Annotated in this window: 22 protein-coding genes; 11 read left to right on the top strand and 11 right to left on the bottom strand. The window is 54.6% G+C overall.

All coding sequences use genetic code 11. The features are described 5' to 3' along the window. Window position 1: 1 nt before the first annotated feature. Genes E0765_RS02285 through E0765_RS02265 form a run of 5 tightly spaced genes read right to left on the bottom strand, consistent with a single transcriptional unit; the run spans window position 2 to window position 4,633 of the window. On the bottom strand, window positions 2-970 hold the full coding sequence (locus tag E0765_RS02285; protein WP_132811596.1) for an MlaD family protein: 969 nt from the start codon (window positions 968-970) through the stop codon (window positions 2-4). Continuing rightward, the gene (locus tag E0765_RS02280; RefSeq protein WP_132811595.1) at window positions 954-1,709 is read right to left on the bottom strand and encodes an ABC transporter ATP-binding protein; all 756 of its coding nucleotides are present in this window, start codon (window positions 1,707-1,709) and stop codon (window positions 954-956) included. The genes E0765_RS02285 and E0765_RS02280 overlap by 17 nt, the downstream gene beginning before the upstream one ends. Next, complete coding sequence (locus E0765_RS02275; RefSeq protein ID WP_132811594.1) at window positions 1,706-2,824, bottom strand: ABC transporter permease; 1,119 nt, start codon at window positions 2,822-2,824, stop codon at window positions 1,706-1,708. Before E0765_RS02275 ends, E0765_RS02280 begins: the two co-directional genes overlap by 4 nt. A gap of 60 nt (window positions 2,825-2,884) precedes the next feature. Continuing rightward, complete coding sequence (locus E0765_RS02270; protein WP_255417820.1) at window positions 2,885-4,297, bottom strand: hypothetical protein; 1,413 nt, start codon at window positions 4,295-4,297, stop codon at window positions 2,885-2,887. Window positions 4,298-4,354: 57 nt separating this feature from the next. Beyond that, window positions 4,355-4,633 carry a hypothetical protein gene (locus tag E0765_RS02265; RefSeq protein ID WP_132811593.1) on the bottom strand — a complete coding sequence of 93 codons (279 nt, stop codon included), beginning with the start codon at window positions 4,631-4,633 and terminating at the stop codon, window positions 4,355-4,357. A 93-nt stretch (window positions 4,634-4,726) separates the two neighbouring features. Here E0765_RS02265 and E0765_RS02260 point away from each other — a divergent pair, with 93 nt between their 5' ends. Beyond that, window positions 4,727-5,530 carry a D-alanyl-D-alanine carboxypeptidase family protein gene (locus E0765_RS02260; RefSeq protein ID WP_255417819.1) on the top strand — a complete coding sequence of 268 codons (804 nt, stop codon included), beginning with the start codon at window positions 4,727-4,729 and terminating at the stop codon, window positions 5,528-5,530. Here E0765_RS02260 and E0765_RS02255 read toward each other — a convergent pair. Then, window positions 5,527-6,021, bottom strand: coding sequence for a DNA-deoxyinosine glycosylase (locus E0765_RS02255; RefSeq protein WP_255417818.1), 495 nt, complete (start codon window positions 6,019-6,021; stop codon window positions 5,527-5,529). The two genes, E0765_RS02260 and E0765_RS02255, sit on opposite strands and share 4 nt — an antisense overlap. An 85-nt stretch (window positions 6,022-6,106) precedes the next feature. On the opposite strand from E0765_RS02255, the gene purH reads away from it, so the two are divergent. The 4 genes from purH to ung all read left to right on the top strand — a co-directional run bounded on the left by purH (window position 6,107) and on the right by ung (window position 9,737). Beyond that, window positions 6,107-7,642, top strand: coding sequence for a bifunctional phosphoribosylaminoimidazolecarboxamide formyltransferase/IMP cyclohydrolase (purH, locus tag E0765_RS02250; RefSeq protein WP_132811591.1), 1,536 nt, complete (start codon window positions 6,107-6,109; stop codon window positions 7,640-7,642). 149 nt (window positions 7,643-7,791) lie between these two features. Beyond that, window positions 7,792-8,673 (top strand): DnaJ C-terminal domain-containing protein, encoded by an 882-nt coding sequence (locus E0765_RS02245; RefSeq protein WP_132811590.1) that lies wholly within the window; start codon window positions 7,792-7,794, stop codon window positions 8,671-8,673. A gap of 3 nt (window positions 8,674-8,676) precedes the next feature. Further along, window positions 8,677-9,063, top strand: coding sequence for a heat shock protein transcriptional repressor HspR (locus E0765_RS02240; RefSeq protein WP_132811589.1), 387 nt, complete (start codon window positions 8,677-8,679; stop codon window positions 9,061-9,063). Further along, window positions 9,063-9,737: a uracil-DNA glycosylase gene (gene ung / locus E0765_RS02235; protein ID WP_132811588.1), complete on the top strand. Its 675-nt coding sequence runs from the start codon at window positions 9,063-9,065 to the stop codon at window positions 9,735-9,737. Before E0765_RS02240 ends, ung begins: the two co-directional genes overlap by 1 nt. Here ung and E0765_RS02230 read toward each other — a convergent pair. The 3 genes from E0765_RS02230 to E0765_RS02220 are packed head-to-tail and all read right to left on the bottom strand — an operon-like array spanning window position 9,712 to window position 13,441. Continuing rightward, complete coding sequence (locus E0765_RS02230) at window positions 9,712-10,458, bottom strand: CHAD domain-containing protein (protein ID WP_132811587.1); 747 nt, start codon at window positions 10,456-10,458, stop codon at window positions 9,712-9,714. The two genes, ung and E0765_RS02230, sit on opposite strands and share 26 nt — an antisense overlap. A gap of 23 nt (window positions 10,459-10,481) precedes the next feature. Continuing rightward, the gene (locus E0765_RS02225; protein ID WP_132811586.1) at window positions 10,482-11,492 is read right to left on the bottom strand and encodes an endonuclease/exonuclease/phosphatase family protein; all 1,011 of its coding nucleotides are present in this window, start codon (window positions 11,490-11,492) and stop codon (window positions 10,482-10,484) included. After that, window positions 11,489-13,441, bottom strand: coding sequence for a M3 family metallopeptidase (locus tag E0765_RS02220; RefSeq protein WP_132811585.1), 1,953 nt, complete (start codon window positions 13,439-13,441; stop codon window positions 11,489-11,491). Before E0765_RS02220 ends, E0765_RS02225 begins: the two co-directional genes overlap by 4 nt. A gap of 84 nt (window positions 13,442-13,525) precedes the next feature. Here E0765_RS02220 and E0765_RS02215 point away from each other — a divergent pair, with 84 nt between their 5' ends. After that, window positions 13,526-14,137 (top strand): DUF502 domain-containing protein, encoded by a 612-nt coding sequence (locus E0765_RS02215; protein ID WP_132811584.1) that lies wholly within the window; start codon window positions 13,526-13,528, stop codon window positions 14,135-14,137. A gap of 1 nt (window position 14,138) precedes the next feature. On the opposite strand, the gene E0765_RS02210 is transcribed toward E0765_RS02215, so the two are convergent. Further along, window positions 14,139-15,236, bottom strand: a complete 1,098-nt coding sequence (locus E0765_RS02210) for a trypsin-like peptidase domain-containing protein (protein WP_132811583.1) — start codon at window positions 15,234-15,236, stop codon at window positions 14,139-14,141. A gap of 2 nt (window positions 15,237-15,238) precedes the next feature. After that, a complete protein-coding gene (locus E0765_RS02205) occupies window positions 15,239-16,567 on the bottom strand; it encodes a hypothetical protein (protein WP_132811582.1) in 1,329 nt (442 codons plus the stop codon). Between the two features lie 96 nt (window positions 16,568-16,663). On the opposite strand from E0765_RS02205, the gene pyrH reads away from it, so the two are divergent. The 5 genes from pyrH to E0765_RS02180 are packed head-to-tail and all read left to right on the top strand — an operon-like array spanning window position 16,664 to window position 22,084. Further along, window positions 16,664-17,374, top strand: coding sequence for a UMP kinase (gene pyrH / locus E0765_RS02200; protein WP_132811581.1), 711 nt, complete (start codon window positions 16,664-16,666; stop codon window positions 17,372-17,374). A 22-nt stretch (window positions 17,375-17,396) separates the two neighbouring features. Further along, complete coding sequence (locus tag E0765_RS02195; protein WP_132811580.1) at window positions 17,397-17,612, top strand: DNA-directed RNA polymerase subunit omega; 216 nt, start codon at window positions 17,397-17,399, stop codon at window positions 17,610-17,612. Window positions 17,613-17,633: 21 nt separating this feature from the next. Beyond that, window positions 17,634-19,790 carry a bifunctional (p)ppGpp synthetase/guanosine-3',5'-bis(diphosphate) 3'-pyrophosphohydrolase gene (locus E0765_RS02190; RefSeq protein ID WP_132811579.1) on the top strand — a complete coding sequence of 719 codons (2,157 nt, stop codon included), beginning with the start codon at window positions 17,634-17,636 and terminating at the stop codon, window positions 19,788-19,790. A gap of 3 nt (window positions 19,791-19,793) precedes the next feature. Further along, window positions 19,794-20,996, top strand: coding sequence for a tyrosine--tRNA ligase (tyrS, locus tag E0765_RS02185; RefSeq protein WP_132811578.1), 1,203 nt, complete (start codon window positions 19,794-19,796; stop codon window positions 20,994-20,996). Then, on the top strand, window positions 20,993-22,084 hold the full coding sequence (locus E0765_RS02180; protein WP_132811577.1) for a nitronate monooxygenase: 1,092 nt from the start codon (window positions 20,993-20,995) through the stop codon (window positions 22,082-22,084). Before tyrS ends, E0765_RS02180 begins: the two co-directional genes overlap by 4 nt. The last annotated feature ends 4 nt before the right edge of the window (window positions 22,085-22,088 follow it).

Raw genomic sequence — 22,088 nt, 5'->3', positions numbered from 1 at the left:
GTTATTCTCCTGGACCGGGTTTGTGGGGTGTTTTTTTGAAAAGAAGATCCGAAGGACTTTCGCGCAGCTCCCGGATCGTCGTCTCCATCTCCTGGGTGAGCGTTTTGGTCTGGGAAATCAGCTCGCTAAGCTCGGCGGCGGTAGGGGAAGCAATCGATTTGAGATCGTAGTCACCTCGGTCCAGCGACGTTTCGAGTTTATGGATCAGCGCGTCGCTGCGGATCGACGTTTTGTGGAGTGAATCGAGTGTTGCGGTCATTTTCGTCTGCACCAGCGTATTGAGGTTATCCGAGGTCTGTTTCACGCTTCCGGCGGCGTTTTTCATGCTTCCGAGTGCTTCGGAAGCGTTTGATTCGAGCGCGGCACTCCGTTCGAGGATCGTCTTGATCTCTTTTTGGTATCCGTCGATCTGTGCGCTTAGCGAGCGGAGATGTTCGAGGCTTTGCCGGACGTTTTCGATGTTGCGGTCATCGAAAAGGCGGTCGGCGCGGTCAAGGGTCTGGGAAAGTTTGTTGGCGACGTTGCTCAGCGATTCGTCCAGCCGCGTAATGAGCGAGGGGCGCGAGGGGATGACGGAAGCGCGCTGGCCGTTTTCCATCAGCAAGGGGGCGTTGTTGGAGCCTCCCGTGATCTCGATGAACGCCAGCCCCGTGATGCCGTAGAATTTCAGCACCGCGTACGAATCGGTTTTGATGGGGGTCTCTTTTTTGATTTTCAGGATAAGTTCGACCTCTTCGTTATTGCGGGGATTGATCCGGATCGATTCGACTTTTCCGACGTCGACACCGTTGTATTTGACCGCCGCTTCGGGGGCGAGTCCCGAGACCGACTCGGTAATGTAGACATGGAAACGCCGATAATCGTGTTCGTCCTGACCGTATTTCCCCAGCCAGAACGCGAACGCGATGAGCCCCATGGCGAACACGACGACGAAAAGGCCCGTGAAGGTGTAGTTATAACGAGATTCCATGTGTCCCCTTCTGAAAAAAATAATCCACGATCGGATGGGAGACGCCAAGCACTTCAGAGAGTGTTCCCTCGGCAATCGCCTTTTTGTCCCCCAGGAGGGTGAAACGGTCGACGATGTGGTGTATGGTATCCAAATCGTGGGTAACCAGAACCACCGTCAGCCCCAAAAGGTCGCGGAGTTCCCGGATGAGGGTATCGAATTGGCGCGAGCTCAGCGGATCGAGCCCCGATGTGGGCTCGTCGAGAAAAAGCAATTTGGGGTCGAGGGCGAGTGCCCGTGCGAGCGCGGCCCGCTTGACCATGCCGCCGCTGAGCTGGGCGGGGTAGAGATGGACGGCGTGAGGGGGGAGGCCGACTAGGTCGATTTTGAGCTTGACGAGCTCACGGACCAGTTTGGGCGGGAGTCGGGTGTATTCATGGTAGAGCAGCGCAATATTTTCACCGACCGTCAACGACGAATAGAGGGCTCCGGACTGAAACAAAACCCCCCATTTTCCGCGAAGGTTTTGGGCCTCTTCGTACGAGAGGCGCGCGAGGTCGTACCCGAGTACCTCGATCCGGCCGCTGCGGGGGCGTTCGAGCATGATCATCTCCCGTAACAGGGTCGATTTACCTGACCCGCTTCCCCCAAGCAGAGCATAGATTTCGTTTTCGTAAACGGTACAGCTGACATGATCGTGTACCAGATTGTCATCGAATGCCGTAACGACGTCTCGGACGGTAATGAGGGCTTTTTTCATAATCTCAGCTCCGTCAGGAGTACCGAGAAAACGGCATCGCACGCGATAACAAGAAAAATCGAATTGACGACGCTCTTGGTCGTATAGTGGCCGATGCTTTCGGTATTCATCGATACCTGGAATCCCCGGTAAAGGCTCACCATTGCAATCAGAAAGGCAAAAAACGGTCCTTTGACGATTCCGATAACGTAATGTTTGAGGGCGAGGGCGTTTTGGAGCCGATGGATGAATTCGGTGAAACTGATGTGCGACTGGGTCGAGGCGATCACCATACCGCCGAAAATACCGACGATATCGGCGAAAAAAATCAGCAGGGGCATCACCATCATGAGGGCAAGCACGCGGGGCCATACTAGAAAAACGAACGGGTTGAACCCCATCGTTCTCATGGCGTCGATCTCCTGCGTCATTTTCATCGCTCCGACCTGTGCCGTAAAGGCCGAACCGCTGCGCCCGGCGACGACGATCGCCGTTATAAGGGGTGCCAGTTCACGGGTGAGGGAAATGCCGATCGTATCGACGATGAAGATGTCGGCCCCGAATTTCTGAAGCTGCACGATACTTTGGTATGCGATGACCACCCCGATCAGAAAAGCGCTGATCGCGATGATCGGCAGAGCCTGCGCCCCGGTCGTCCGAACGTGCGCGCCGATCGCATGCCAGCGGATTTTCGAAGGATACCGCAATGTGTAGAACAGCAATACGAAAGCCTCTCCTAAAAACTCGAGAAAATTCATGACGCCTGTGAGGTGACGATGGGTTTGGAATCCTACCCTGTAAAGCCATGACGGCTCGGCGGGAGGAGGGGTGTCTTGGATCGGATGGGGGTAAAGGAGACGGTAAAGTTTGGTCCGGTTAACGTCCGCTCCGATGAGGGTCGATTCGATGCCGTTCTCCCGAAATGAACGGTCGTAGAGATGCCACAGGGCCATTCCGGCCGAATCGACGTCGCATACTTCACGCACGTCCCATTCGACGGACGTTAGCGGACGAAACTGCTCAAGGGTACGGGCCGCGTCGCAAATATTGGGAAGCGTCCAATCCCCCCGGCATACCAGGCGGGTTTTGATACCTTCGCTCACAACGGTGACGGTTGCCGGGGATGTGCTTCGCATGAACTAGATTATAGCACTAATTTACGGCGAAGCATCATACGCCGCGCCGGCGAGAGAAGCTTAGTCGTGCGAATGGTCCGAATGCGATCCCAGTAGAAGGTTGACCGAGAAAATCAGCGAATCGATGTTCTGACGCTGCTGCGCTTCGTTGAAAAAGGCGTCGGAATGGGTGTATTGCAGCCGATAGCGGGCGAATTCCCCGTCCCGGTATTCGATCATCGCGGTATATTGGTCCATATTCTCGGGGGAGAAAAGGTCGGTTCCGGTAACGTCGTTGCGGTCGATCATGTCGTAACGGGCCCCGATTCCCCAGAACTCATCGGGAGAATAGACCAGCTGCGAATAATATCCCGACTGTTTTTTGCGGATTGCCGAGGGGGTGAGTGTCGTACCGTCGTCGGCGAAATAGGTTCCCTCCATATCGCGGTGGAGCCATTCGTTTTGCCAGGTGAGGAAAGCCCCTCCCGAAAAGCGGTGGTGCAGGGTGAAATCGATGCCGTAAAGGTCGCTTTCACCGCTGAATCCGTAAGGAGTCTCGTCGCTGAAATGGTCGATCCGGCTTTTGCCGCGAGCCCAGCTGACGCCGGCGCTTAAGGTCGTGTCTGCAAATTCTGCGGCGGTTTTGACGTAACCGATGAGCAAAGAAGGCTGCGACGGCGATCCCGAAAGGGTCACTTCGGTATCACGGGGGTCGGAGAGCGCTTCATTCCCGAACATCGATTCGTTTTTCCCCTGAAGCGCTTCGAAGCCGGCCATCAGGTAGTTGCTCGTCGGTGCGACCCACTGCAGCTGAACCCCGATTTCGTCGATGCCGTGATTGCCCAGGAACGCTTCGTACACCAGCGGCATGTCTGAAAAACTCCATTCATGATGGTGGGTTGAGTTAAGATAGCCGAAATCACTGAGGAATTTCCCCCCTTTGAGGTGGAGGCCGTAGGGGAGGTTGCAAAACGTGAAAAAGGCTTCCTCGATATCGACCGCGTTTTCGGAAAAATGGAGGAGCGCTTCGGCTTCGACATTGGGTGTTACGCTGCTGTGCAGCCCGAGTTCTCCGTAATTGAGGTTGAAGCCGTTTTGGGCGTTATAGGTCGGATGGCTTGAGCCGTTATGGTTGTGCGGTGCGAACAGTCCGTGCGCGACGCCGGGGAGCTCGAGGTGAGCCAGCTCTTCGTCTTTTTTGGAACGGTTGACGTACGAAGCGTCCAGCACCAGTGAGATATCGATGCCTGAAGCGGCTTTGTGGACCTCATGTGCGAGGGAATGATCCTGATGCTCATCCGCCGGGTGTTCATGCGCCTCTTCGTTAAGGGTTGTTTTAGCCGTACCGGCATTTTCGAGTGCTGCAATTTTCTGCTGCATCGTTTTCATCATCGCTTCCATCTGCGCCATTTGCGCTTTGAGGTTTTGAAGTTCCGTGCTGTCGGCCGACAAAGCTGCCGCCGCCAGGGCGGACAATACAAGTTTATTCATCATAACGGTTTCCTGGTCGTGTAATTTTGCAATCGTGCTGAGTAAAATGGGTTGATGTGCTTAAGAAGAGAGGGGAGGCGAGCGGTTTTTGAAAAGGACCGGGATATTGGATGCGTGAGTCTCAGGAGGGGTTTTATAGGGTTCGAACGTAGCGGCGAGGGTTTCGAGGTGAGCCTCTTCGTTGAGTACGACGGGAGTGTGCCCCAGCAGGTAGAGAGGACAGCTCTCTTCCATGTGCGCGTCCGCGTGATGGTCGTGATCGTGGATCACTTCGTGCAGCGCGCCCAAAAGAGTCGATACGACGAACAAAACGGCGAATAAACGTTTGAAGCGTCGCATCTTTCCCCCCCTTTTTTTTGACGCGAATTTTAGCACAGATGGCATAGGGTTTGCTTTCGTATGTCATAATCAAAAAAGTTTTAAAGGAATCGTATGATCATCAAACGCTTTAGCGCACTCTTATTTACTTTTTCTCTCAGCCTGTACGGCGATATCAACAAAGCCGAGCTTAGCAAGCTCGAAGTCGAAGCCCTCATAGTCAAGGACCTCAGCGCCAAGCAGACCCTCTACGCCAAGGAACCGTTCAAGGAGGTTCAGCCCGCCAGCCTGACGAAAGTAATGACGGCGATTCTGGCGATCGAGCGCGGAAACCTCGCGCAGCCGGTGACGATCACGCGGGAAATGACTCGGGTCGAGCCCACCATCGCAGGATACCGGAGAGGCGATGTGATCCGACTGGAGGATCTCATCAAGGCGGCGATGATCAAATCGGACAACGATGCGGCCAAGGCGATCGCTATCGCCGTGGGGGGGAGCGAGGAACGGTTCGTCGAAATGATGAACGCCAAGGCCAGGGCGATCGGGATGAACCATACCCGTTTTACCAACCCTTGCGGATACGATACGAAAGGGCATTACTCGACCCCCAAAGACCTGCTCAAAATGGCGGAATACGCGATCCAAAACCGCAAATTCAACGAAATCAGCAAAATGAACGAGCATCGATACCGTGCCCTCAATAAGAACCGTGAGTTTTACGCCTATACGCACAACCGCCTCCTCAACCGCTATCAGTACGCGGTCGGGATCAAAACGGGTTATACCGCCAAAGCGGGACCGTGTCTCATCGCCCGGGCGAAAAAAGACGGAAAAGACTGCGTGATCGTGATGATGAACGCCAAGGGAGACCGCTGGAAAACGGCTAAATCGATTTTCGAACAGGTTCTCAACAGTTAAAGAATCCCGTTATCTTCGAGAAAGGCTTTGTAAATCCTCTCTTTTTCTTCCCTTTTCATCGACGCGTGAGCCGGCGAGGTGGAGGGGAGCTGCACCGCTTCTATGCCGCTTCGACCATAATATTTCATAAACAGATCAAAGCTTTTTTTCCCCGTGCACCCGATTCTGCGGATGCCGGGGTATCGTTCCCTCAGATCCGCGAAATCGTTGGGAACACATTTTTTGAGATTCGTATCGCTCGAATTGCTCCGCTCACAGCTGCCGATCACATCCCACAATCCGATCCCTTTTTCAAGACAAAATATTTTTTTCTCTTCGTTGGAGCAGAGCGAGACGCCGAAAATTGACTCCAGGATCGGCCAGAACGCATTGCGTGGATGGGCGTAATAAAACGATTGTTCGAACGACGCGATACTGGGGAAACTTCCTAAAAACAATACCCGCGTGTGCTCGTCGATGATCGGTTCAAATGGGTGACGGTACAGACTCATGATAAAACTTTACCTTACCTTAAAGCATATTCAGCTAAAATTCCGCCATTAATTCACGGGCGCACGACCCGTACAAAGGAACTGCATGAAGCGCGCTTTGCTCAGTGTAAGCGACAAAACGAATATCGCTCTGTTCGCGAAATCCCTGATCGGCCTGGGGTACCAGATCATTTCGACGGGAGGAACCTACAAACTTCTCCGTGAAGAGGGGATCGATGCGATCGAAATCGACGAAGTGACCAAATTCCCCGAATGTTTCGAGGGACGGGTGAAAACCCTCAACCCCTATATCCACGGGGGGATTCTTCACCGCCGCGACAAACAGTCGCACCTCGACCAGGCGAAAGAACTGGGCGTCGAGGCGATCGATCTGGTGTGCGTCAACCTCTATCCGTTCAAAGCGACGATCGAGAAAACCGACGATTTCGAAGAGATCATCGAAAACATCGACATCGGCGGCCCGGCAATGGTCCGTTCGGCGGCAAAAAACTTTGACAGCGTCGTGATCGTGACCGATCCAAGCGATTATTCGCTCGTCCTCAATGCGATCGAAAACGGCCTCAACAGCGTCGAATTCCGCCGTGACCTGATGATCAAGGCGTACGAACATACCGCCGCGTACGATGGCATGATCGCCAACTACATGAACAAACGCTTCAACAACGGCATGGGTGCCAAACAGTTTATCGTCGGGAACAAGGTGATGGATACCCGTTACGGCGAAAATCCGCACCAGAAAGGGGCGTTGTACGAATTCGACGCGTTTTTCACCCAAAACTTCAAAACCCTCAAAGGGGAAGCAAGCTTCAACAACCTCACCGACATCAGCGGCGCGGTGAAGATTGCGGCTGCATTCGGAGATGAAAACGCCGTCTGTATCGTCAAACACGGTAACCCGTGCGGTTTTGCGATCCGCGACAACCTGCTTGACGCCTATACCGAAGCGCTCAAATGCGATCCCGTCTCCGCTTTCGGCGGCGTCGTCGCGGTGAACGGCGTGGTTACCAAAGAGCTCGCCGAAAAGATGAACGAGATGTTCCTCGAAGTGATCATCGCCGGCCGGATCGACGAAGAGGCCCAAAAAGTGTTCGAACCGAAAAAACGTCTCAAACTTTTCGAATACGGTGCGGAGCGTATCGTCCTGAGCAACGACGCGGTCGATTTCAAACATATCGACGGCGGATTCGTATTCCAGGATGCCGACAAGGTTGCCGACGATGAGGTGAAAAATGCCAAACTCGTGACCAAGCACACGGCAAGCGCGCAGGAGCTTAAAGACGCCGAAATCGCTTACAAGGTAGCTTCTCTGACCAAATCAAACTGCGTCGTTTACGTCAAAAACGGTGCGATGGTGGCGGTCGGCATGGGGATGACCTCACGTGTCGACGCGGCCCGCTGCGCCCTCAAAAAAGCCGAAGAGATGGGGCTGGACGTCAGCGGTTCGGCACTGGCCAGTGAAGCGTTTTTCCCGTTTCGCGATTCGATCGACGCGGCCGCGGGTGCGGGAGTCAAAACCGTTATCCAGCCGGGCGGCTCGGTTCGGGACGACGAGGTGATCGCTGCCGCCGACGAGCACGGCATGGCCCTCTATTTCACCGGCATTCGCCATTTCCTCCACTAAAAAACATTGCGCCTCAGGGGCGCAACACATAACCCCTTCTGTAATCCCTGTCCTGCGAACATACTGTTTTTAACTTGATTGACACGGACTCAATGTTAGTGCTATAATTTTTTTAGAAAAACAGACCGATATATTTTTAGGAACCGATCATGTCAAAAAGTTTGTATACCACGCTCGAAGTTTCACCCGGTGCCAGCGAGGCGGAGATCAAAAAAGCCTACCGTAAACTGGCGCGTCAGTACCATCCCGACGTCAACAAAGATCCCAAGGCCGAAGAAAAATTCAAAGAGATCAATGCCGCCTATGAAGTTCTCAGCGACAAAGAAAAACGGGCCAAATACGATCAGTACGGTGACGCGATGTTCGGTGGCCAGAATTTTCACGATTTCGCGCGAGGCCAGGGGGCCAATGTCGATCTGGACGATATATTGCGCAACATTTTCGGACAGGGCGGCGGCTTCGGCGGCGGCTTCGGGGGTGGTTTCGGCGGTTTCGGCGGCGGCGGCTTCGGCGGCGGCTTCGGGGGGATGAACCTCGACATCGACGCCAACGTGACGGTTCCGTTCGCTGTCGCCGTACTGGGCGGCAAGCACACGATCAGCCTCTCGGGGGAGAGCTTCGACATCAAGATACCCGCCGGGATCAAAAGCGGCGAAAAATTGCGCGTCCGCGGCAAAGGGAAACGGGCGGGAGGGCAGGCCGGCGATCTGTACCTGCGCATCGACGTCGCTCCCAATCCCGAATACGAGCGTGAAGGGGACAACCTGGTCAAAACGTTCAACGTACCCCTTTATGCGGCACTCTTCGGCGGGAAGGTGAGCGTCCAGACGCTGGAGAAAGAGGTAACCCTCAAAGTCCCCGAAAACACCAAAAACGGTCAGCGCTTCCGTCTCAAGGAGATGGGGGTCACGAACCGCCAAAGCGGGATGCGCGGCGATCTGTATCTCAAAGCCAACATCGTTCTTCCGCCGCTTGAGAAAATCGACCCCGAGCTCGTCGAACAGATGAAAAAATCGCTTCCCCAGGAGTAGAAGATGCACCATTACGACGAACCCGTATACATGATCAGCATTGTCGCCAAGATCCTCGACATCCATCCTCAGACGCTCCGCCAGTACGAGCGTGAAAACCTGATCTCGCCGTCGCGTTCGGACGGTCGTATCCGGCTGTATTCCCAGCGCGACATCGAAAAGATCAAAACGATCCTGCGCCTGACGCGGGAACTGGGCGTCAACCTTGCCGGGGTCGACGTCGTGATGCGTCTGAAAGACAAAATGGAAGCGATGGAACAGGAGATGGCGGAGATGCGGATGGAACTCTCCCGTCTGCGCAACAGCAGTACGGTTCCCCCCGAAAAATCGCTGGTGGCCAAACGGAGCATTTACGAGATGGTCATTTTCGAAGACGATATTCTCAAATAATGGCGCTCGATCCGCAGATTCACGAGAGCTGGAAAGAGGCGCTCAAAGAGGAATTTTCCCACAGCTATATGGGCGAATTGAAAACTTTTCTGGTCGAAGAGAAAAAGTTCCACACGGTCTATCCGCGCGGCAGCGAGATTTTCAACGCGTTCAATTCCACCCCGTTTGACCGGGTTAAAGCGGTCATTTTGGGGCAAGACCCCTATCACGGGCCCGGTCAGGCGCACGGACTTTCGTTTTCGGTGCGTCAGGGCGTAGCGCTTCCGCCGTCGTTGCAAAATATTTTCAAAGAGCTCGTAGACGATATCGGTTGCCCTTATCCCCAAAGCGGGGACCTGACCCACTGGGCGCAGGAAGGTGTTCTGTTGCTCAATACGCTGCTTACCGTGCGCGCGGGGGAAGCGTTTTCGCACAAAGAACGGGGATGGGAACGTTTTACCGACCGCGTGATACAGACCCTCAGCCAAAGACGCGAGCATATCGTGTTTATCCTGTGGGGCGCTCCTGCCGGGAAAAAAGCGGCGATGATCGATGCGGATAAACACTGCATCCTGCGCGCCCCGCACCCCTCTCCTCTCTCTGCTTACAGAGGGTTTTTCGGCTCCAAGCCCTTTAGCCGCACCAACGATTACCTGACTCGTAACGGCATTACGCCGATCGACTGGCGGCTTTAAGCGCCTTGAGCTCCTTCTTTCGCTCCCGCAGCAGTTCGGCGGTTTCGGAGGAAGGGGATCGTTTATACACTTTTTTCAGCCATTCCACCTGATTGTACGCATCCTGGACCCTTCCCAGCCGATTTTGTATCTTTTTGCATTCGGCTATTTTGCGGTGTTCTTCCCGGAGTTGGGAGCTGGCGAGAAATTCGAGGCCGTAGCGGGCGTTTTTGAAGCGCACCCGCAGGCGGTGAAGCTCTTTTTGGGAGGTTTCGGGGCAAATGCGCCCATAATCGGAGAGCGCCGAAGCGTAATAGCGCTCAACGGTGTCGATCAGGTGCGTAGAGGAGATGTCGGGATCGGCGTCGCAGAGTGTATCGTAATGGTTGCGGATTGCGTTGAGTGTCTGCGTTTTGAATTCCGGTGAAAACGCGGCATCGGCGTGTCTTCCCCGCAGTAAAGAGAGCGTTCGGCAGGTTTTGGGGTAACGTTTGGATTTGAGGGATTCGATCAGGACGTCGAGTTCGCGGATAGGGTTAGTCGATTTGACGGCCGCTTTGAGCTCTGAAGGGAAAGGGACACTCCCGCTGAGAAACAGGGCCGTTACCGAACGGACGCGGCGTATCGCGATCCTGAAATCGTGTACGTCGCCGCTCCCGCGGTTTTGCATCAGCGCGTCAAGGAGCGTGAGAGCGTGATAGAGCTGATAGGTCAGATACTGGGTAAGTACATTCAGTCGCATCCGATCATTATAACCGATTTGGGTTACAGTTTAAAGACCGCCGTGATCGGGAGATGGTCAGAATACCCCTCACCCATGTGGTGGCGGGGTTTTTTGCGTGACTGTTGCCAGCGGTAGGGCTTGCCTTTGTAAAAGAGGTAGGGTTTCTCAAAGCGTTTAAAACTGCCCCGAACGTATTCGATACCCTTGCCGTCGGCGAGAGAAGGAGAGATGATCATGTTGTCGAGCGCTTCGTTGTTCCCCCGGAATTCATGGCTCCAGCGCTCGGAACCGTCCACTTCGTACCAGAGGTTGTAAAGGCAGTTGCCGCACGTTTTGAGCGACTGGTAGGTGATCGGATTGTTGTTGGAGTCGATCGTACCGAGAATATGGTTGATCCCCGTGATGCCGCCGGTATCGTTGTGTTTGCGGCTGCGGACGAAGGTGCGGTATTCCTCGTAATCGGAGTTGAAATCGCCCAGCAGAACGAACGGTTCGTTTTTGTCCAGGGCGGCGAGACGTTTTTTGAGTGCTTTGGCGCTGAGAATACGCATGCTTTCCGGACCGCTTTTGGATTTCCAGTGGTTGACGAAAACGCGCAGGCTTTTTCCTTCGAGGTCGAGTTTGACTTCGAGGATGTCCCGATAGGCGCGGTGGGAACTGACTGAATGGCTGAGGGCGCTTTTGATGGGATAACGGCTCAGGATCGCGGTGGCTACGGTCGTATTTTTGGCCCGTGCAAACGCGTGGTAGGGGTAGTAGAGCCCCTGGCGTTTGAGTTCGGTTTTGAGCGCTTTGAGGGCCGTTTCGGATTCGATCTCCTGCAGACCGATGACGTCGGCGCCGATGTCGCGGATCACCTGCGCGGTATTGCGCAGTTTGATCCGGTACATCTCTTCGTTCCACCCCCACGATGTATTGGGAACGTATTGTTCGTATTCGTTCCCGTCGTCGTTCATGTCGAACAGGTTCTCGACGTTGTAAGATGCGATCTTCACTTCGGTACCTCCCAGCAGAGTATAAAAAAAGAGCAACAGCGCCAGCAGCTTCATCATTCGATCCCGCTGAGCCGCAGCAGATGTTTCGTCTCACACTCGCGCCCCATCATTTCGACAAAGAGCTCCTGCATGCTCCGGCTTCCTCCCTTGGCAAGTACCACCTCTTTGTAACGCCGGGCGAGTTCAGACCCGAAAACCCCTTCGTCCACGATGGCGTAATAGGCGTCGGCGCTGAGCACTTCGGCCCATTTGTAACTGTAATATCCCGCGCTGTAGCCGCCGCTGAAAATGTGCGAAAAGCCGTTCTGGAACTTGTTGTAAGAGGGGGGAGCGATCAGGGACGTCTTTGCGCGGACCCGGTCGAGGAGGTTTTGGATCTCTTCTCCTTGGTAGAGGCGTGAGTGGAGCTCGAAATCAAAAAGGGCGAATTCGAGCTGGCGGAGCATGAAGAGCGCGCTTTGGAAGTTCTTGGCGCGGATCAGCTTGGCGATCATTTCATCGCTTAGAACGGCCCCGCTTTCGTGGTGGCGGGCGAATAGTCTGAGGACTTTGGGTTCGTAGGCGAAATTTTCGAGAAACTGCGAAGGAAATTCGACGGCATCCCATTCGACGCCGCTTACCCCGCTCACCCCGCGTTCGCGAACGCGGCTGAGGAGGTGGTGGAGAGTATGCCCCATTTCATGAAAGAGGGTAACCACGTCGTCGTGCCGCAGCAGGGAAGGGGAAGTTTCGGACGAGGGGGGAAAGTTGCAGACGACGAAAGCGCTGGAGAGGCGGGTATTGCCCTGAGGGTCTTCGCAATGGCTTTCAAAATTGTGCATCCAGGCACCGCCGCGTTTGTGTTTGCGGGCTTCGAGATCGAAATAGACCCGTGCGAAAAGACGGTCGTTTTCATACATGTCGTAGGCCAGCGCTTTGTCGTCCCACAGGGGGATGTCGATCCGGTCGAAACGGATGCCGAAGAGCTCGTGCAAAAAGGTGAACATCCCCTCCATGACCGAACGCTGCTCGAAATAGGGGCGATATTCTTCTTCGTCAATGTCGTACTGCGCCTTTTTGAGGATCTCCCCGTAGTAGGCGGTATCGTAGCTTTGCAGTTCGATTTCTCCGGCGATTTGGCGCAGTTCGGCGATCTCTTTTTCCGCCTGCGGGCGCGATGCGTCGATCAGTTCGTTGAGAAATTTGAACACGGCGTCGGTGCCGGGAGCCATTTTCGAGGCGAGGGAATACTGGGCGTAATTGTCGAATCCGAGCAACCGTGCGCTCTCCTGCCGCAGCCGCAGCAATTCGTCGATGATCGCTTCGTTTTGCGGGGCGCGGGTGGTGTAGGCCCGATAGAGCTCTTCGCGGACGTTGCGGTTTGGACCGTAGGTCATGTAGGCGATGTAAGAGGGCATCTGGAGGGTAAAACGGTATTTTGTGATGCCGTCTTCTTCGAAACGGGCATTGTCGAGATCGCTTTGGGGGATCCCCTCGACATCGGATTCGTCGGTGATGATTTTCTCGTATGCGTTGGTTGCGTCCAGGAGGTTTTGCGAAAAGTCGTTCGTAAGGGTACTTTTGCGGAGGTTGATTTCCGCGAGACGGGCTTTGGCCGCCTCGTCCAGATGGGCTCCGGCGAGCTCGAAATGGAGGATGTTCAGATCGAGGAGCCGCTGTTGTTCGGGGTTGAGCGCGCCGTATTCGGCGGTTTTGATCTCTTTGAACGCTTCATAGAGGTCCAGGTTCTGCCCCACAAATGTCGAATACTCCGTCAGGATCGGCAGGGCGTCGGCGTAAATTTTTTGGGTCACCTCGGAGTTTTTGACGGCATTGATGTGGGAGAGCGGGGTGAAGAGAAGCTCAAGCTCCTCGTCCATAAAATCGAACGGGCGCACGAAATTGGCGTACGTTTTGACCGGGAGGGCGAGCAGCTCCGCGATAGTGCGGCGGTTGTGTGCGATCAGGGCGTTGAGATCGTCGATGAAGGTGTCCAGGTTCAGGTCGAAATCGTGAAAAGGGGTCATATTCTCTCCTAATATAGGACGTTATTGTAGTGCAGCGTTTCAAAAAATATTCTATAATTTGGCAATTTGTTATCAAGGCTGACCATGCGCGCGACACTTCGAACCAAAATCCAGCAGCTTCTTCGCTACATCTTTGTCGGCGGGCTTTCGATGTTCCCGCTGATCCTGGTGCTGATCGTCGTCAATTTTATCAAGGATCTGGGGATCAGCGCGTTTTCTTCGCTTCACCAGTACACCCATTCGTTCGGGGTGACGGTCGCGTTGATCGTCATCGTGATCGTTTTGTTCGCCGTTTTGGGGTACTCGATCGAAAAATACGGCCGGTCCATGTTTGTCTCCATCATCGACAGCCTGTTTGAGAGAATCCCGGCGATCCGTTCGGTCTACTCGGTTTCCAAAAAACTGGCGACGATGCTCTCCGGAGGTGAGGACGGGGCGAAAAAAGAAGTGGTGCTCGTGGAATATCCCAAAGAGGACGTATGGGTGCCGGCTTATCTGCTAAACCGCCAGGAGAACGTCTGCGTCCTGTTTATCCCCACATCGCCCAACCCCACCAGCGGTTATACGGTCATCGTCGATGAGAAATTGACGATCAAAACGACCCTAACCCTGCAGGAAGCATCATCGTTCATCATCAGCATGGGGGCCGATTTCCCCAAAAAAGAGGAGATCGCCGAAAAACTCAACGCCCGCTAGGTTATTCGAATTCGTCGTATTTTGGTTCGAGAGCCTTGAAGCGTTCGATGAGAAGTTTCTGGTAACGGGGCGCTTCACGGTACAGTTTTTCGAGTGCTTCGCTTCCGTGGCGAAGGGTGAGTGACGAATCGACGACGATGTAGGAGAGGAAAATCGTGTTTTCGTTGATGGAGAACTGAAGCCGCTGCAGCAGGCCGTTTTCGGCGAGGAGGAAATCGTAGAGCTCGTTGATGTTCTCCTGCGGGATGCGGCAGAGCGGTGAATCGGCGATGACGATTCCGTTATCGTAGTAGTTGATATCGATCCGGGTCGCTCCGGTTTCGCTCCGCCAGCTGCGCTGGCTGCGACGGGAGAGGGTTACGTTGATCCCGAGATTTTCGAGGATCGTCTCCACCAGTGCGACCACGCCCGTGGGTTTGTACCCTTCGCGGCGCCGTTTGGCTACTTCGAGCTTCGTCCCGCATTTGGGACAGTAGTCGTTGCGGATCGTCTCTTCACGGATCAGGTTTTTACACGAGACGCATCGGATGACGTTCTCCGCCCTTTCCGCCTTGAATTGCCCCAGCGCTTCGTGCAGCAGGTATGCGGGCAGTGCGAATCCAAGGTTGTTCGAATTTTGGATGATGAAGGTGTTGACGCCGATTACCTCGGTGTTTTCGTTCAGCAGCGGTCCGCCGCTGTTGCCTGGATTGATCGCGGCGTCGAACTGGATGTATTCGACTTCACCCTGCAATCGTGCGGCTTTGGAAACAATCCCCTCGGTCGTGGAATAGTTCAGACCGTATGGATGGCCGATCGCGATGACGCTGTCGCCGTCATGGACCTGTTCCAGGCTGAGGGCCAGGGGGTGTTCGCACACCAGCGGAAGAGGAGAGCGGATAAAAGCCAGGTCGTATGCGGGGTCGTCGTAAACGACGGTGCCGATCGTCTTGGGGAGGGTTTCGGTGCTGATGAGCACCTCCTTGAGTCCCCCGACGACGTGTGAATTGGTCACGATGATCCCCTCGCACACGAAGCCGCTTCCGCTTCCGTAGGGGGTAGTTACCTGAACGATACTCTCGATGGTTCTCTCAACCATCTTCTGGGTGGCGAGGTTCATCCTCACACCTCCGTGAAATCGAGATTTTTGATCTGAAGATAAAAACTCTGGCTGAAATGGTCCAGATCGCTGTAGTTAAGGTCATCCGCAAAGTTTCTCAGCCCTTTGTAGCGCTCGGTATAGGGGTCGATCGCCGACGCGATCCGCTGAGCGATGCGGTGGGTATCGAAACTTTTCGCGACGCTGTCGTACAGGGGAACGTCCCCCTCGGCCGCGAAAAAGTCACCCGCGTAAATCTCGACGTGCAGATGCATCAGGCTGCGCAGGGAAGGGTGCAGCCCGTAATTGTAGAGGATATACAGGGCGATGTAGCGGTAAATGACGCTGATGACGTAATGGGAACGGTTGTTTTTGTACCACCGCACTTTTGCGAGCGATTCGTCGATGAAGGAGGCGATTTCGTCGTGAAGGGCGTGTTCGTACGGCGAGAAAGTGTAGGGGGCGGTGTAAAACTGCGTGGCGAACGTTTCGGGAACAATCGCGTCAAGCTCGCCCAGATAGGTTTCAAGCTCGGCATTTTTGTCTTCGGTCAGCTTTTCGTCGTCGAGGAAATAGCCGTTGATTTTTTCATTGATCTCTTTGGCCAGTTTTTTGCGCGGCATCAGGAGGTAATCGATCTGCAGCAACAGTGCCAGGTAGCTAAACGACACCATACCGCTGTTGTCGTTGGACAAGAGTCCGACGAGGCTTTGGCGCGTTCGGGCGATCCACTCGCGCATCAGTGCGTACAGCCGTTCCGCCCGCTCACGCGGCAGCGGGGAGACGTGGCCGTATTCAAGAAGGATCGTTTCATCGAATTCCGCGGCGATGAACTCTTTTTCGAAGTCCGCGTTGAGGGCGATTTCACGAAGGGGATAAAAGATTTTCTGAGGGGTAACGGTCGCGTTGTCGAGCCGGATGCGCAGGCGTATTACCCCTTCTTCGCGGCTGAAACGACCGTAGGTTAACTGGAAATTCCGTTCCAGGAAGCGGCGCTTGACGGCTACGTCAAGCCCTTCGCACACGGCGATGTTGGCATACGCTTCGAACGACTCGGAAGTAATCGTTCCCCGGACAAGGGCGCTTCCCTGGTAGAGAAGAAAATCGATCCGCCCCTCCGTTTTTTCGATGCCGAGGTGAGTGAGAGGATGATCGCTCTGTTCGTGGAGAAGCGAAGCGAGGAAATATTCGTATCCCCGCAGCGTATCGCGCTGCACGAACGCTTCGGACGCCTCGTCGAAGAGTTCGCGTTCCCTTGGATTGGGAAGCGCGTGTATCCCCCTGCCGTAGCGCGGCGCGTCGGCCTCGGCAGGCGGGGTAAACCATGAACGGAGGGCATCGAAAAGTTTCATCCCCTGTTTTTCCTTATGTGTTGTCTCCCTAGTGTAATCAAAGCAACCTTAAAGCGACAATAAAGTATAATACGCGCAATTCAAAGAGGAGACGGTATGGGTTACAAGCGTGTTTTGGTAAAGTTCTCGGGTGAGGCTTTGGCAGGTGAAAACGGCCACGGAATCGATACGAAAATCCTCAAATTCATCGCTACGGAGATCAAAACGCTCGTCGACGCGGGGATCGAAGTAGGGATCGTCATCGGTGCCGGAAACATCATCCGGGGCGTTACCGCCGCCGCCGACGGAATCATCCGCCGTACTTCCGGGGACTATATGGGAATGCTCGGGACCGTCATCAACGCCATCGCGATGCAGGAGGCGTGCGAACATGAAGGGATGCACGTGCGGGTTCAGAGCGCCATCAAGATGGAGCAGATCGCCGAGGCGTTCATCGTCCGCCGAGCGACCCGACATCTGGAACGCGGCCGAGTCGTCATTTTCGCCGCGGGGACCGGGAACCCGTTTTTTACGACCGACACCGCCGCAACGCTGCGTGCGATCGAGATCGGCGCCGAAGTGATTATCAAAGCGACGAAAGTCGACGGTGTCTACAACAAAGACCCGAAAAAATACGACGACGCGGTCAAGCTCCCGACACTGGGATATGACGAAGCGCTTCAGGATCACATCAAGGTCATGGACGACACCTCGATCGCACTGGCCAAAGAGAACCGCCTTCCGATCATCGTGTGCGACATGTTCACGCCGGGGAACCTCCTGGAAATCATCCAGGGCAATTTCGATCGCTGTTCGATCGTCAAATAAAATCTCAAAAAAGGAAAACAGAATGAGACTTGAACAACTTACCGCGAAAGCGCTGGAAACAGCGAACATCGACCGCTATCAGCTGGCCCTGGCCGTCGCCAAACGTTCCGAAGAACTCCAAAACGGTGCCGTATCGAAACTCAACGTCGATGTGAAAAAAAGCAAACCTGCCGACATCGCTTTGATGGAGATCGCCGAAGGGCTGATCAGCGTCAAAGGTTTTATCGACCGTAACTGATTTTACGCTAAAGCCCCATCATTGAACACCATCGATATCGAGACCATTACCCGGATCAATGATGTAGAGGCTGCCGTAGAGCACCTCTATTCGCTCATTCCCCCCACCAAACGTATATCTACGGCCCTCGAGTATGCCCGCGAAGCCCATAAAAATCAATGCCGTAAAAGCGGTGAACCCTACATCGTCCATCCCGTCCTTGTCGCCTCGATTGTTGCGGCGATCACGGGGGATGAAGCGATGGTCGTCGCCGCATTGCTGCACGACGTCGTCGAAGACACCCATATCACGAGCGAAGACGTCGAGCGCGATTACGGTGAAGACGTCGCCAACCTGGTTGAAGGGCTTACCAAAATCGATACGATCCGCGACGCCCAGCTGATCCCTTCGAATTCGGACGAAAAACTGGTCGTCTCCGCACTGTCGTTTCGAAAAATGCTGATCGCCTCCATCGAAGACGTCCGTGTCCTCGTCGTCAAACTGTGTGACCGCCTTCACAATATGCTTACCCTTGGGGCCCTCAGCCCCGCCAAACAGCACCGTATCGCCGAAGAGACGCTGGTCGTTTACGCCCCTATCGCAAACCGCCTGGGGATCTCGTTTCTTAAAAACCAGCTCGAAGATCTCAGTTTTCAGTACCTTTTTAAAGAAGAGAAAGAGGCGATTGACCTTTATCTCGAAGAAAACTACCGCTCGATCAACTCCCGTCTGAGTATTTTTTGCGAAAAACTGACCAAGATGATGCTCGAAAACGGCTTCAATGAAGAGGATTTTCAAATCCTCAGCCGGGTTAAGCACGACTACTCCATTTACCTCAAAATGCAGCGTAAGGGGATCAGCATCGATGAGATTCTCGACCTTTTGGCCGTTCGGATCCTGGTAAAAAAACCGATCGACTGCTATCGCGTTTTCGGGCTGGTCCATTTGAACTTTCAGCCGCTTAGCTCGCGCTTCAAGGATTACATTTCGATCCCCAAGGAAAACGGCTACCAAACGCTGCACACGACCGTTTTCCACGACAGCGCTATTTTCGAGGTGCAGATCCGCACCTACGAGATGCACAAAACGGCGGAGCTTGGAGTCGCGGCCCACTGGAAATACAAAAACGGGGGCAACAACCCCATCAGCCTTGAATGGCTCCACAATCTCCAGTACCAGAACGAATCGGTCGAAGCGTTTTACGAGCTGATCAAAAACGACCTTTTCAGCGACGACATCAGCGTCTTTTCGCCCAAAGGGAAATCGTTTACCCTTCCGCGCGGAGCGGTTGCTCTTGATTTCGCCTACGCGGTTCACACCGAAGTGGGGGATACGGCGGAAGGGTGCTACATCAACAAGGAAAAAGCGAGCCTTCTGACCGAATTGCACAACGGCGATATCGTCAAGATTACCACTGCGCCGAAAAAGATCCTCCGTTGCAGCTGGCTGGATGCGGTTAAGACGTCGCGTGCCAAGGCCAGCATGCGGGCTAACTGCAACCAGCGGATCCGGATGATCGATGCCCAGAGCGGCATCAATATTATCACCACCATTCTGGGTATCTCGCGCGAAAGGGCCGAAGCGCTGTTCGAGCAGACCCATCTCGACGATCAGCGTCACCGTATCCCCAGGGAACTCGACCTTCTCAAAGAGACGGTCAACCGTTTCTCTGGCGAGATGCGGGGAACGAGCCGTATCAGTTTCTGGAGCCGCAGCCGCGTGAAACCCAAACTCTACGAATTCCCCTCGCTCGAAGTGTATGCGAGCCGGAGCGTGGGAGACGTCGTATTCGACTACTGCTGTCATCCCAAAACGGGGGATGAAATCGTCGCGTTTCTCCAAGACGGCAAAGCCCACGTCCACCACAAAATGTGCAAACACGCCGCATCGATGATGGAAAAGCACGAACCGATGGTGTTCGTACGGTGGAAACAGCAGCACTATTTCCGCTACCATCTTATCATCAGTATGCAAAGCGCCCAGGGGTCGCTCGCGGACCTGCTTACTTACATGGCGAAAATGGGTGCCGACATCAACTCCATCGAGCTTGGAAAAGAGCGGACCGAACACACCCAGTACTGCGAAATGGAGTTTCAAACCCTCGAAGCCGACATCAACCGTCTTCGTTCAAAACTCGAGAAAAAAGGGAAAATCATACAATTTTTTCGGACCGACGACGCGTACCGAAGCCAAGGATAAAACATGATCAACGAAGCATTACGAGAAATCAGACGCGGCACCGCCGAAATCATCGACGACGAACGTATCGTCGCCCTTGTGAAAAACTACTTTGAAAAAGGGGAAACGTACACCGTGAAAGCGGGGTTCGACCCGACCGCCCCCGATTTGCACCTGGGACACACCGTGCTGCTCCAAAAACTGGCGATTTTTCAGAAATACGGCGCGCGCGTACAGTTTCTGATCGGAGATTTCACCGCCCAGATCGGGGACCCGACCGGCAAAAGCGAAACCCGCAAAAAACTCCTCCCCGCGCAGGTACAGGAAAACGCCCAGACGTACAAAAACCAGGTTTTCAAGATCCTTGATCCGGAAAAAACGACCGTCGTTTTCAACGCCGACTGGCTTAACGCTCTCGGCGCGGCAGGGATGCTCGAACTCACTACCACCTACAACGTCGCACGGATGCTCGAACGCGACGATTTCGACAAACGTCACAAAGCGGGGATCTCCATTTCGATCAGCGAATTCCTCTACCCGCTGCTGCAGGGATACGACAGCGTCCACCTGCGCAGCGATATCGAGATCGGCGGGACGGATCAGAAATTCAACCTCCTGATGGGGCGGCACCTGCAGCGCGTCTACGAAACGGGCAAAGAGCAGGCGGTATTGATGATGCCGATCCTCGAGGGGCTTGACGGCGTCCAGAAAATGTCCAAAAGCCTCGGTAATTACATTGCAGTCGCCGATGCGCCGGGTGACATGTACGGCAAGGTACTCAGTATCAGCGATACACTGATGTGGCGTTATTACGAGCTGCTCAGCTCCAAAACGCTTGACGAGATCGACACCCTCAAAAAAGGGGTGGAGGAAGGGACGCTGCATCCCAAAAAGGTCAAAGAGGCCCTTGCGATCGAAATTACGGCCCGCTTCCATTCGAGCGACGCGGCCGAAGCGGCGCACGCCGAATTTGAACGGGTTCACGCCCAGAGCGAAATCCCCAGCGATATGGAAGAGTTTACCGTCTCCGGACCGCTTTGGATCGCCAAGGCGCTGGTCGACTGCGGCTTAAGCCCATCTACTTCGCAGGCACGGCGGGAGATTAAGCAAGGCTCTGTTAAAATCGATCAAAACAAACTAAGCGATGAGCAATACCAGCTGGAAGAGGGCGAATACGTTCTTCAGGTCGGTAAACGTAAATTTGCGCGATTAAAGGTTATCAAATGAGTCTTCCGCCACTTACAATCGGGAAATATACGATCCCAAAACCCATTGTACAGGGCGGCATGGGCGTCGGTATCAGCTGGGACCGTCTGGCCGGAACCGTCTCCGCCGAAGGGGGGCTTGGGGTTATCAGCGCCGTAGGAACCGGATATTACGGTGACAAGGCCTATGCCGACAAACTCGTTGCCGGGCGACCGCTGGATGCGGAGAATTTCTATTCCAAAAAAGGGCTGGCGGCCATCGTCGAAAACGCCCGTAAAATCTGCGGCGACGCTCCGCTGGCGGCGAATATCCTCTACGCGATCAACGACTACGGCCGCGTTGTCCGCGACGCGTGCGAAGCGGGGATTGACATCATCATCACCGGTGCGGGGCTGCCGACCAACATGCCCGAATTCACCGCCGACTTCCCCGACGTGGCGCTGGTTCCCATCGTCTCTTCCCCAAAGGCGCTCTCGATCATTTGCAAACGGTGGGAAAAACGGTACAACCGCCTCCCGGACGCCGTTGTTCTCGAAGGGCCAAAAAGCGGCGGACACCAGGGGTTTACGTACGAGCAGTGTTTTATGGATGAATACCAGCTCGAAAACCTTGTCGCTCCCGTCGTCGAAGAAGCGGCGGCATGGGGGAACATCCCCGTCATCGCGGCCGGGGGGATCTGGGATAAAAACGACATCGATGCGATGATGGCGCTCGGGGCTTCGGGGGTTCAAATGGGGACCCGTTTTATCGGAACGCACGAATGCGATGCCCATGAAAACTTCAAAAAAGTGCTCCTGAACGCCAAAGAAGAGGACATCACCCTCATGAAATCTCCCGTCGGGTATCCCGCACGGGGAGTGCGGACGAACCTTCGCGACCTGATCGATACCCGAACGGGGCCTGCGATCAAATGTATCTCCAACTGCGTCGCCCCCTGTAACCGCGGGGTCGAGGCGAAAGAAGTGGGCTTTTGTATCGCCGACCGTCTGAGCGACGCTTATTTCGGCGACATGGAACTGGGGCTCTATTTTTCAGGCAGCAACGGCTACAAAATCGATGAGATCATCTCCGTCAAAGAGCTGATGGACAAACTCACGCACGGGGAATAACCTT

Source organism: Sulfuricurvum sp. IAE1 (assembly GCF_004347735.1).
GTDB lineage: Bacteria > Campylobacterota > Campylobacteria > Campylobacterales > Sulfurimonadaceae > Sulfuricurvum.
Note: the sequence above shows the minus strand (reverse complement) of the source record. Positions and strands in the feature narration are given on the sequence as shown.

Bases quoted from the DNA above. Each gene is read 5' to 3' on its own strand.
- E0765_RS02275 (WP_132811594.1), bottom strand. From the start codon at position 2,824: ATGCGAAGCACATCCCCGGCAACCGTCACCGTTGTGAGCGAAGGTATC.
- E0765_RS02215 (WP_132811584.1), top strand. From the start codon at position 13,526: ATGCGCGCGACACTTCGAACCAAAATCCAGCAGCTTCTTCGCTACATC.
- E0765_RS02205 (WP_132811582.1), bottom strand. From the start codon at position 16,567: ATGAAACTTTTCGATGCCCTCCGTTCATGGTTTACCCCGCCTGCCGAG.
- E0765_RS02210 (WP_132811583.1), bottom strand. From the start codon at position 15,236: ATGAACCTCGCCACCCAGAAGATGGTTGAGAGAACCATCGAGAGTATC.
- E0765_RS02230 (WP_132811587.1), bottom strand. From the start codon at position 10,458: ATGCGACTGAATGTACTTACCCAGTATCTGACCTATCAGCTCTATCAC.
- ung (WP_132811588.1), top strand. From the start codon at position 9,063: ATGGCGCTCGATCCGCAGATTCACGAGAGCTGGAAAGAGGCGCTCAAA.
- E0765_RS02265 (WP_132811593.1), bottom strand. From the start codon at position 4,633: ATGCGACGCTTCAAACGTTTATTCGCCGTTTTGTTCGTCGTATCGACT.
- tyrS (WP_132811578.1), top strand. From the start codon at position 19,794: ATGATCAACGAAGCATTACGAGAAATCAGACGCGGCACCGCCGAAATC.
- purH (WP_132811591.1), top strand. From the start codon at position 6,107: ATGAAGCGCGCTTTGCTCAGTGTAAGCGACAAAACGAATATCGCTCTG.
- E0765_RS02255 (WP_255417818.1), bottom strand. From the start codon at position 6,021: ATGAGTCTGTACCGTCACCCATTTGAACCGATCATCGACGAGCACACG.
- E0765_RS02225 (WP_132811586.1), bottom strand. From the start codon at position 11,492: ATGATGAAGCTGCTGGCGCTGTTGCTCTTTTTTTATACTCTGCTGGGA.
- E0765_RS02195 (WP_132811580.1), top strand. From the start codon at position 17,397: ATGAGACTTGAACAACTTACCGCGAAAGCGCTGGAAACAGCGAACATC.
- E0765_RS02260 (WP_255417819.1), top strand. From the start codon at position 4,727: ATGATCATCAAACGCTTTAGCGCACTCTTATTTACTTTTTCTCTCAGC.
- E0765_RS02280 (WP_132811595.1), bottom strand. From the start codon at position 1,709: ATGAAAAAAGCCCTCATTACCGTCCGAGACGTCGTTACGGCATTCGAT.
- E0765_RS02285 (WP_132811596.1), bottom strand. From the start codon at position 970: ATGGAATCTCGTTATAACTACACCTTCACGGGCCTTTTCGTCGTCGTG.
- E0765_RS02220 (WP_132811585.1), bottom strand. From the start codon at position 13,441: ATGACCCCTTTTCACGATTTCGACCTGAACCTGGACACCTTCATCGAC.
- E0765_RS02240 (WP_132811589.1), top strand. From the start codon at position 8,677: ATGCACCATTACGACGAACCCGTATACATGATCAGCATTGTCGCCAAG.
- E0765_RS02245 (WP_132811590.1), top strand. From the start codon at position 7,792: ATGTCAAAAAGTTTGTATACCACGCTCGAAGTTTCACCCGGTGCCAGC.
- pyrH (WP_132811581.1), top strand. From the start codon at position 16,664: ATGGGTTACAAGCGTGTTTTGGTAAAGTTCTCGGGTGAGGCTTTGGCA.
- E0765_RS02180 (WP_132811577.1), top strand. From the start codon at position 20,993: ATGAGTCTTCCGCCACTTACAATCGGGAAATATACGATCCCAAAACCC.
- E0765_RS02270 (WP_255417820.1), bottom strand. From the start codon at position 4,297: ATGATGAATAAACTTGTATTGTCCGCCCTGGCGGCGGCAGCTTTGTCG.